This is a genomic window from Roseateles violae, assembly GCF_030410485.1.
GTDB classification, from domain to species: domain Bacteria; phylum Pseudomonadota; class Gammaproteobacteria; order Burkholderiales; family Burkholderiaceae_C; genus Roseateles_D; species Roseateles_D violae.
The window spans coordinates 1-10,000 of sequence record NZ_JAUHHC010000011.1; the positions used below are offsets into that span (position 1 = coordinate 1).

The 10,000-nt window shown below is 52.6% G+C and carries 4 tRNA genes and 6 rRNA genes (1 of these 10 cut by a window edge); all 10 read right to left on the bottom strand.

The features are described from left to right. Positions 1 to 7: 7 nt before the first annotated feature. Positions 8 to 120: ribosomal RNA gene (gene rrf, locus QWJ38_RS23695) — 5S ribosomal RNA — on the bottom strand. A gap of 190 nt (positions 121 to 310) precedes the next feature. Beyond that, positions 311 to 3,190, bottom strand: a 23S ribosomal RNA gene (locus QWJ38_RS23700). 327 nt (positions 3,191 to 3,517) lie between these two features. Beyond that, a tRNA-Ala gene (locus QWJ38_RS23705) sits at positions 3,518 to 3,593 on the bottom strand. A 36-nt stretch (positions 3,594 to 3,629) separates the two neighbouring features. Then, positions 3,630 to 3,706 (bottom strand) — tRNA-Ile (locus QWJ38_RS23710). 188 nt (positions 3,707 to 3,894) lie between these two features. After that, positions 3,895 to 5,418 (bottom strand): 16S ribosomal RNA (locus QWJ38_RS23715). A 413-nt stretch (positions 5,419 to 5,831) separates the two neighbouring features. After that, a 5S ribosomal RNA gene (gene rrf, locus QWJ38_RS23720) occupies positions 5,832 to 5,944 on the bottom strand. Positions 5,945 to 6,134: 190 nt separating this feature from the next. Then, a 23S ribosomal RNA gene (locus QWJ38_RS23725) occupies positions 6,135 to 9,014 on the bottom strand. Between the two features lie 327 nt (positions 9,015 to 9,341). Further along, positions 9,342 to 9,417: transfer RNA gene (locus tag QWJ38_RS23730), tRNA-Ala, on the bottom strand. Positions 9,418 to 9,453: 36 nt separating this feature from the next. Continuing rightward, a tRNA-Ile gene (locus QWJ38_RS23735) sits at positions 9,454 to 9,530 on the bottom strand. Positions 9,531 to 9,718: 188 nt separating this feature from the next. Next, a 16S ribosomal RNA gene (locus tag QWJ38_RS23740) occupies positions 9,719 to 10,000 on the bottom strand; it runs 1,242 nt beyond the window's last position. The 16S, 23S and 5S rRNA genes sit together here with 4 tRNA genes alongside, the layout of an rRNA operon.

Sequence of the window (10,000 nt, forward strand, 5' to 3'; positions counted from 1 at the left end):
GATAATAGCCTGACGATGACCTACTTTCACACGGGAATCCGCACTATCATCGGCGCTGAGTCATTTCACTGTCCTGTTCGGGATGGGAAGGAGTGGGACCAACTCGCTATGGTCATCAGGCTTGACTGGTTGGCGCCGTGACGGGGTCAGGGCACCCAATTTGTAGAGTTGCATTGTACAGCCGGGAGGCTGCACGGCTTCGAATCAGCTTGGATTTGATTGCGTCTTCAGAACTGAAGAACGGTATAACTTGTGGCTACCCAATCCTTGATGGCGGTGGACGTGCTGTCCTTGGCACAATCAAAGTTATAGGGTCAAGCCTCACGGGCAATTAGTACTGGTTAGCTTAACGCATTACTGCGCTTCCACACCCAGCCTATCAACGTCCTGGTCTCGAACGACCCTTCAGGGGGCTCTAGGCCCCGGCAAGACTCATCTTGAGACGAGTTTCCCGCTTAGATGCTTTCAGCGGTTATCTCTTCCGCACTTAGCTACTCGGCGATGCCACTGGCGTGACAACCGATACACCAGAGGTGCGTCCACTCCGGTCCTCTCGTACTAGGAGCAGGCTCTCTCAATCTTGCAGCGCCCACGGAAGATAGGGACCAAACTGTCTCACGACGTTTTAAACCCAGCTCACGTACCTCTTTAAATGGCGAACAGCCATACCCTTGGGACCGGCTACAGCCCCAGGATGAGATGAGCCGACATCGAGGTGCCAAACACCGCCGTCGATATGAACTCTTGGGCGGTATCAGCCTGTTATCCCCAGAGTACCTTTTATCCGTTGAGCGATGGCCCTTCCATACAGAACCACCGGATCACTTTGTCCTACTTTCGTACCTGCTCGACTTGTCAGTCTCGCAGTCAAGCACGCTTATGCCAATGCACTATCAACACGATTTCCGACCGTATTTAGCGTACCTTCGAACTCCTCCGTTACACTTTGGGAGGAGACCGCCCCAGTCAAACTGCCCACCATACACTGTCCCCAACCCGGATCACGGGCCAAGGTTAGAACCTCAAACACACCAGGGTGGTATTTCAACGTCGGCTCCACCAGAACTAGCGTCCTGGTTTCAAAGCCTCCCACCTATCCTACACAGATCTGTTCAAAGTCCAATGTAAAGCTACAGTAAAGGTTCATGGGGTCTTTCCGTCTTTCCGCGGGGAGATTGCATCATCACAAACATTTCAACTTCGCTGAGTCTCTGGAGGAGACAGTGTGGCCATCATTACTCCATTCGTGCAGGTCGGAACTTACCCGACAAGGAATTTCGCTACCTTAGGACCGTTATAGTTACGGCCGCCGTTTACTGGGACTTCAGTCAAGAGCTTGCACCCCATCATTTAATCTTCCAGCACCGGGCAGGAGTCACACCCTATACGTCGACTTTCGTCTTTGCAGAGTGCTGTGTTTTTAATAAACAGTTGCAGCCACCGATTCTCTGCGGCCTCATTGGGCTCCCCAAGTAAATGGTTCACCTACTAAAGGCACACCTTCTTCCGAAGTTACGGTGTCAATTTGCCGAGTTCCTTCTCCAGAGTTCTCTCAAGCGCCTTAGAATACTCATCTCGCGCACCAGTGTCGGTTTGCGGTACGGTCGTCAATAGCTGAAGCTTAGTGGCTTTTCCTGGAAGCAGGGTATCACTCACTTCGGCCGCAAGCGGCCTCGTTATCACGCCTCATCTCAGACCCCCGGATTTGCCTAAGGGCCACGACTACACGCTTGAACCAACTATTCCAACAGTTGGCTGAGCTAACCTTCTCCGTCCCCACATCGCACTATTGATCGGTACAGGAATATTGACCTGTTTCCCATCAGCTACGCATCTCTGCCTCGCCTTAGGGGCCGACTCACCCTACGCCGATGAACGTTGCGTAGGAAACCTTGCGCTTTCGGCGAGGGGGCTTTTCACCCCCTTTAACGCTACTCATGTCAGCATTCGCACTTCTGATACCTCCAGCAACCCTCACGAGTCACCTTCACAGGCTTACAGAACGCTCTCCTACCACGTGCAATAAATTGCACATCCGCAGCTTCGGTAACTGGCTTAGCCCCGTTACATCTTCCGCGCAGGACGACTCGATCAGTGAGCTATTACGCTTTCTTTAAATGATGGCTGCTTCTAAGCCAACATCCTGACTGTTTTAGCCTTCCCACTTCGTTTCCCACTTAGCCAATTTTAGGGACCTTAGCTGGCGGTCTGGGTTGTTTCCCTCTTGAGTCCGGACGTTAGCACCCGGTGCTCTGTCTCCCAAGCTGTACTCTGCGGTATTCGGAGTTTGCAATGGTTTGGTAAGTCGCCATGACCCCCTAGCCATAACAGTGCTCTACCCCCGCAGGTAATACTTGAGGCACTACCTAAATAGTTTTCGGAGAGAACCAGCTATTTCCAAGTTTGTTTAGCCTTTCACCCCTATCCACAGCTCATCCGCTAGTTTTGCAACACTAGTCGGTTCGGACCTCCAGCACCTGTTACGGTACCTTCATCCTGGCCATGGATAGATCACTTGGTTTCGGGTCTACACCCAGCGACTAATTCGCCCTATTCGGACTCGATTTCTCTACGGCTTCCCTATTCGGTTAACCTCGCCACTGAATGTAAGTCGCTGACCCATTATACAAAAGGTACGCCGTCACCCTTGCGGGCTCCGACTTTTTGTATGCATGCGGTTTCAGGATCTATTTCACTCCCCTCCCGGGGTTCTTTTCGCCTTTCCCTCACGGTACTGGTTCACTATCGGTCAATGATGAGTATTTAGCCTTGGAGGATGGTCCCCCCATATTCAGACAAGGTTTCTCGTGCCCCGCCCTACTTATCTGACGCTTAGTTCCACAACTCGCATTTCTCATACAGGGCTATCACCTGCTATGGCCGGACTTTCCATTCCGTTCTGATATACGTGCTGCTAAAACGTCAAGGCTACTCCGATTTCGCTCGCCACTACTCTCGGAATCTCGGTTGATGTCTTTTCCTCGAGCTACTGAGATGTTTCAGTTCACCCGGTTCGCCTTGCATGCCTATGTATTCAGCATGCAATACCTCTTGCGAGGTGGGTTTCCCCATTCGGAAATCTCCGGATCAAAGCTAATTTGCCAGCTCCCCGAAGCTTATCGCAGGCTATCACGTCCTTCGTCGCCTATCATTGCCTAGGCATCCACCACATGCACTTAGTCACTTGACCCTATAACTTTGACAGCGCTGAACTGTCAGTCAAGGACTCGATCCAATCTTTCAACTTCATTGGATCGTTTGAGTATTCACGCGTTACGCCGTTCTTCATATCCAAACAATTTCTTGCTCGGTTGAAGTTCTGTGTTTGACGCAATCAAAATGCTACTAGCGGCACGGTGCAGATCAACCCTTTACGATTGACTGCTTTCCGCTAGCAGCGCTGATTCGACTCTACAAATTGTTAAAGAACAACAGCCAATAAGGCTGGCAAACCACAAACCCTGCCGATCTCGCGATCCTCAGAATCTCTGGTTTGCCAACGCCTGAAGTGAATCAATGGTGGAGGATGACGGGATCGAACCGACGACCCCCTGCTTGCAAAGCAGGTGCTCTCCCAGCTGAGCTAATCCCCCGATCGATGTCTGCCGCTTGCTGCGTGCTCGATCTCGTGGTGGGTCTGGCTGGATTCGAACCAGCGACCCCCGCCTTATCAAGACGGTGCTCTAACCGACTGAGCTACAGACCCACGCGTTCTTCGCGCGTCCCGTCGCTCTCACGCTCGCCTGTCTTGAGGCCAGCTCGGCAGGCTCACGCGCTTGTTCACTTCTTGCTGTTGCGTTCACAGCCGATAAGGGTGGGTGCTTGAATTAGAGTCGTGTGGATCTCGCTGGCCATTCACTGCATGCAATGAATCGCTGCTCGACCATTTTCTAGAAAGGAGGTGATCCAGCCGCACCTTCCGATACGGCTACCTTGTTACGACTTCACCCCAGTCACGAACCCTGCCGTGGTAATCGCCCCCCTTGCGGTTAGGCTAACTACTTCTGGCAGAACCCGCTCCCATGGTGTGACGGGCGGTGTGTACAAGACCCGGGAACGTATTCACCGCGGCAAGCTGATCCGCGATTACTAGCGATTCCGACTTCACGCAGTCGAGTTGCAGACTACGATCCGGACTACGACCGGTTTTCTGGGATTAGCTCCCCCTCGCGGGTTGGCAGCCCTCTGTACCGGCCATTGTATGACGTGTGTAGCCCTACCCATAAGGGCCATGATGACCTGACGTCATCCCCACCTTCCTCCGGTTTGTCACCGGCAGTCTCATTAGAGTGCCCTTTCGTAGCAACTAATGACAAGGGTTGCGCTCGTTGCGGGACTTAACCCAACATCTCACGACACGAGCTGACGACGGCCATGCAGCACCTGTGTCCAGGTTCTCTTTCGAGCACTCCCAAATCTCTTCAGGATTCCTGGCATGTCAAGGGTAGGTAAGGTTTTTCGCGTTGCATCGAATTAAACCACATCATCCACCGCTTGTGCGGGTCCCCGTCAATTCCTTTGAGTTTCAACCTTGCGGCCGTACTCCCCAGGCGGTCAACTTCACGCGTTAGCTACGTTACTGAGAAGAAACCCTCCCAACAACCAGTTGACATCGTTTAGGGCGTGGACTACCAGGGTATCTAATCCTGTTTGCTCCCCACGCTTTCGTGCATGAGCGTCAGTGCAGGCCCAGGGGATTGCCTTCGCCATCGGTGTTCCTCCGCATATCTACGCATTTCACTGCTACACGCGGAATTCCATCCCCCTCTGCCGCACTCTAGCCATGCAGTCACAAAGGCAGTTCCCAGGTTGAGCCCGGGGATTTCACCTCTGTCTTGCATAACCGCCTGCGCACGCTTTACGCCCAGTAATTCCGATTAACGCTTGCACCCTACGTATTACCGCGGCTGCTGGCACGTAGTTAGCCGGTGCTTATTCTTCAGGTACCGTCATGAGGCGTCTGTATTAGAAACACCCTTTTCTTCCCTGACAAAAGCGGTTTACAACCCGAAGGCCTTCTTCCCGCACGCGGCATGGCTGGATCAGGCTTGCGCCCATTGTCCAAAATTCCCCACTGCTGCCTCCCGTAGGAGTCTGGGCCGTGTCTCAGTCCCAGTGTGGCTGGTCGTCCTCTCAGACCAGCTACAGATCGTCGGCTTGGTGAGCCTTTACCCCACCAACTACCTAATCTGATATCGGCCGCTCCAATCGCGCGAGGTCTTGCGATCCCCCGCTTTCACCCTCAGGTCGTATGCGGTATTAGCTGCTCTTTCGAGCAGTTATCCCCCACGACTGGGCACGTTCCGATACATTACTCACCCGTTCGCCACTCGTCAGCTTAACCTGTTACCGTTCGACTTGCATGTGTAAGGCATGCCGCCAGCGTTCAATCTGAGCCAGGATCAAACTCTACAGTTCGATCTTGAATTTACTCAACGGAATCGACTTAAACCTTCAAACCTAAGTTTGCATGATTCAAATCTAATTTCCGTGAGTGCTTAAAGTCCGAGAGACTTGAACCAGGTCACCCTGATTCAAAACTCGCCTTCAAACACCCACGCTTATCGGCTGTGAATTATTAAAGAACTTCGAGATCCAAGACCATCGAGCAATACCGCCACTCAACTTCTCTTCAACTCGCCGCCAATCAGTGATCAGCGCAGAAGCGGGATTATGATCGATAACGAGATTATCGTCAACCCTGATTCGCTTCTTTCTTTGCAGAACCGTCTTGCGACGGGATCGGCAAATGCAAGCGCTGCACTCAACGCTTGCATCTGTCGACACAGATGGAAACGCCCGGTCTGTCGACCGGGCGTCTCGGTGTAATAGCCTGACGATGACCTACTTTCACACGGGAATCCGCACTATCATCGGCGCTGAGTCATTTCACTGTCCTGTTCGGGATGGGAAGGAGTGGGACCAACTCGCTATGGTCATCAGGCTTGACTGGTTGGCGCCGTGACGGGGTCAGGGCACCCAATTTGTAGAGTTGCATTGTACAGCCGGGAGGCTGCACGGCTTCGAATCAGCTTGGATTTGATTGCGTCTTCAGAACTGAAGAACGGTATAACTTGTGGCTACCCAATCCTTGATGGCGGTGGACGTGCTGTCCTTGGCACAATCAAAGTTATAGGGTCAAGCCTCACGGGCAATTAGTACTGGTTAGCTTAACGCATTACTGCGCTTCCACACCCAGCCTATCAACGTCCTGGTCTCGAACGACCCTTCAGGGGGCTCTAGGCCCCGGCAAGACTCATCTTGAGACGAGTTTCCCGCTTAGATGCTTTCAGCGGTTATCTCTTCCGCACTTAGCTACTCGGCGATGCCACTGGCGTGACAACCGATACACCAGAGGTGCGTCCACTCCGGTCCTCTCGTACTAGGAGCAGGCTCTCTCAATCTTGCAGCGCCCACGGAAGATAGGGACCAAACTGTCTCACGACGTTTTAAACCCAGCTCACGTACCTCTTTAAATGGCGAACAGCCATACCCTTGGGACCGGCTACAGCCCCAGGATGAGATGAGCCGACATCGAGGTGCCAAACACCGCCGTCGATATGAACTCTTGGGCGGTATCAGCCTGTTATCCCCAGAGTACCTTTTATCCGTTGAGCGATGGCCCTTCCATACAGAACCACCGGATCACTTTGTCCTACTTTCGTACCTGCTCGACTTGTCAGTCTCGCAGTCAAGCACGCTTATGCCAATGCACTATCAACACGATTTCCGACCGTATTTAGCGTACCTTCGAACTCCTCCGTTACACTTTGGGAGGAGACCGCCCCAGTCAAACTGCCCACCATACACTGTCCCCAACCCGGATCACGGGCCAAGGTTAGAACCTCAAACACACCAGGGTGGTATTTCAACGTCGGCTCCACCAGAACTAGCGTCCTGGTTTCAAAGCCTCCCACCTATCCTACACAGATCTGTTCAAAGTCCAATGTAAAGCTACAGTAAAGGTTCATGGGGTCTTTCCGTCTTTCCGCGGGGAGATTGCATCATCACAAACATTTCAACTTCGCTGAGTCTCTGGAGGAGACAGTGTGGCCATCATTACTCCATTCGTGCAGGTCGGAACTTACCCGACAAGGAATTTCGCTACCTTAGGACCGTTATAGTTACGGCCGCCGTTTACTGGGACTTCAGTCAAGAGCTTGCACCCCATCATTTAATCTTCCAGCACCGGGCAGGAGTCACACCCTATACGTCGACTTTCGTCTTTGCAGAGTGCTGTGTTTTTAATAAACAGTTGCAGCCACCGATTCTCTGCGGCCTCATTGGGCTCCCCAAGTAAATGGTTCACCTACTAAAGGCACACCTTCTTCCGAAGTTACGGTGTCAATTTGCCGAGTTCCTTCTCCAGAGTTCTCTCAAGCGCCTTAGAATACTCATCTCGCGCACCAGTGTCGGTTTGCGGTACGGTCGTCAATAGCTGAAGCTTAGTGGCTTTTCCTGGAAGCAGGGTATCACTCACTTCGGCCGCAAGCGGCCTCGTTATCACGCCTCATCTCAGACCCCCGGATTTGCCTAAGGGCCACGACTACACGCTTGAACCAACTATTCCAACAGTTGGCTGAGCTAACCTTCTCCGTCCCCACATCGCACTATTGATCGGTACAGGAATATTGACCTGTTTCCCATCAGCTACGCATCTCTGCCTCGCCTTAGGGGCCGACTCACCCTACGCCGATGAACGTTGCGTAGGAAACCTTGCGCTTTCGGCGAGGGGGCTTTTCACCCCCTTTAACGCTACTCATGTCAGCATTCGCACTTCTGATACCTCCAGCAACCCTCACGAGTCACCTTCACAGGCTTACAGAACGCTCTCCTACCACGTGCAATAAATTGCACATCCGCAGCTTCGGTAACTGGCTTAGCCCCGTTACATCTTCCGCGCAGGACGACTCGATCAGTGAGCTATTACGCTTTCTTTAAATGATGGCTGCTTCTAAGCCAACATCCTGACTGTTTTAGCCTTCCCACTTCGTTTCCCACTTAGCCAATTTTAGGGACCTTAGCTGGCGGTCTGGGTTGTTTCCCTCTTGAGTCCGGACGTTAGCACCCGGTGCTCTGTCTCCCAAGCTGTACTCTGCGGTATTCGGAGTTTGCAATGGTTTGGTAAGTCGCCATGACCCCCTAGCCATAACAGTGCTCTACCCCCGCAGGTAATACTTGAGGCACTACCTAAATAGTTTTCGGAGAGAACCAGCTATTTCCAAGTTTGTTTAGCCTTTCACCCCTATCCACAGCTCATCCGCTAGTTTTGCAACACTAGTCGGTTCGGACCTCCAGCACCTGTTACGGTACCTTCATCCTGGCCATGGATAGATCACTTGGTTTCGGGTCTACACCCAGCGACTAATTCGCCCTATTCGGACTCGATTTCTCTACGGCTTCCCTATTCGGTTAACCTCGCCACTGAATGTAAGTCGCTGACCCATTATACAAAAGGTACGCCGTCACCCTTGCGGGCTCCGACTTTTTGTATGCATGCGGTTTCAGGATCTATTTCACTCCCCTCCCGGGGTTCTTTTCGCCTTTCCCTCACGGTACTGGTTCACTATCGGTCAATGATGAGTATTTAGCCTTGGAGGATGGTCCCCCCATATTCAGACAAGGTTTCTCGTGCCCCGCCCTACTTATCTGACGCTTAGTTCCACAACTCGCATTTCTCATACAGGGCTATCACCTGCTATGGCCGGACTTTCCATTCCGTTCTGATATACGTGCTGCTAAAACGTCAAGGCTACTCCGATTTCGCTCGCCACTACTCTCGGAATCTCGGTTGATGTCTTTTCCTCGAGCTACTGAGATGTTTCAGTTCACCCGGTTCGCCTTGCATGCCTATGTATTCAGCATGCAATACCTCTTGCGAGGTGGGTTTCCCCATTCGGAAATCTCCGGATCAAAGCTAATTTGCCAGCTCCCCGAAGCTTATCGCAGGCTATCACGTCCTTCGTCGCCTATCATTGCCTAGGCATCCACCACATGCACTTAGTCACTTGACCCTATAACTTTGACAGCGCTGAACTGTCAGTCAAGGACTCGATCCAATCTTTCAACTTCATTGGATCGTTTGAGTATTCACGCGTTACGCCGTTCTTCATATCCAAACAATTTCTTGCTCGGTTGAAGTTCTGTGTTTGACGCAATCAAAATGCTACTAGCGGCACGGTGCAGATCAACCCTTTACGATTGACTGCTTTCCGCTAGCAGCGCTGATTCGACTCTACAAATTGTTAAAGAACAACAGCCAATAAGGCTGGCAAACCACAAACCCTGCCGATCTCGCGATCCTCAGAATCTCTGGTTTGCCAACGCCTGAAGTGAATCAATGGTGGAGGATGACGGGATCGAACCGACGACCCCCTGCTTGCAAAGCAGGTGCTCTCCCAGCTGAGCTAATCCCCCGATCGATGTCTGCCGCTTGCTGCGTGCTCGATCTCGTGGTGGGTCTGGCTGGATTCGAACCAGCGACCCCCGCCTTATCAAGACGGTGCTCTAACCGACTGAGCTACAGACCCACGCGTTCTTCGCGCGTCCCGTCGCTCTCACGCTCGCCTGTCTTGAGGCCAGCTCGGCAGGCTCACGCGCTTGTTCACTTCTTGCTGTTGCGTTCACAGCCGATAAGGGTGGGTGCTTGAATTAGAGTCGTGTGGATCTCGCTGGCCATTCACTGCATGCAATGAATCGCTGCTCGACCATTTTCTAGAAAGGAGGTGATCCAGCCGCACCTTCCGATACGGCTACCTTGTTACGACTTCACCCCAGTCACGAACCCTGCCGTGGTAATCGCCCCCCTTGCGGTTAGGCTAACTACTTCTGGCAGAACCCGCTCCCATGGTGTGACGGGCGGTGTGTACAAGACCCGGGAACGTATTCACCGCGGCAAGCTGATCCGCGATTACTAGCGATTCCGACTTCACGCAGTCGAGTTGCAGACTACGATCCGGACTACGACCGGTTTTCTGGGATTAGCTCCCCCTCGCGGGTT